The sequence below is a fragment of the Halorubrum sp. SP9 genome, from assembly GCF_005435015.1.
Classification (GTDB): Archaea; Halobacteriota; Halobacteria; order Halobacteriales; family Haloferacaceae; genus Halorubrum; species Halorubrum sodomense.
The window spans coordinates 1-615 of record NZ_SGXU01000106.1 but is presented as its reverse complement, the minus strand read 5'-3'; the positions used below and the strand labels follow the sequence as shown (position 1 = coordinate 615).

The 615-nt window shown below is 59.5% G+C and carries 1 protein-coding gene; it reads left to right on the top strand.

Annotation, left to right across the window (positions count from 1 at the left end; genetic code table 11):
- Positions 1 to 565 (top strand): DNA cytosine methyltransferase (locus tag EXE45_RS16640; protein WP_158294295.1); only part of this gene is annotated, 565 nt, incomplete at its 5' end.
- Positions 566 to 615: the final 50 nt, after the last annotated feature.

Genomic DNA, 615 nt, shown 5'->3' with positions numbered 1-615 from the left:
TGGCGCGAACGTAATCGCGGGTGTGGACAACGACGAGCAGGCGCTTGAGACGTACGCCGCGAACTTTGAGCATCCTGCGTACAACTACAACCTCGCGGAAACGGAACCCGCAACCTTCGCCGTAGAGACGACTATCTATCGTGAAGACGTAGACGGGATCGTCGGTGGGCCGCCCTGTCAGGGTTTCTCGACGGCGAACCACGACCGCAACGAAGACGACCCGCGGAACAATCTCGTCTTCCGATACGCTAAGTACGTAGACTACTTCCAGCCCGACTGGTTCGTGATGGAGAACGTCACGGGGATCGAGTCGATCGATGACGGTGAAACCATCGAACTGCTGTACGAGGACTTCCAGCAGGCGGGGTACAACGTAGAACACATGACGTTGAACGCCGCGGACTACGGCGTCCCACAGAAGCGTCGTCGTGTGTTCTTCATCGGGACGCGCACAGATACCGACACGGAACCCCAGTTCCCCGAACCAACGCACGCCCCCGCCAGCGAGATCGAGGCACCGAGTGTGGATACGTCCGCGCAGACGGGTGTCACGGCAGATGACTAAATCACCGTGGGTCGGTGCGGGTGACGTTCTCAATACCGTAGACGTGTCCG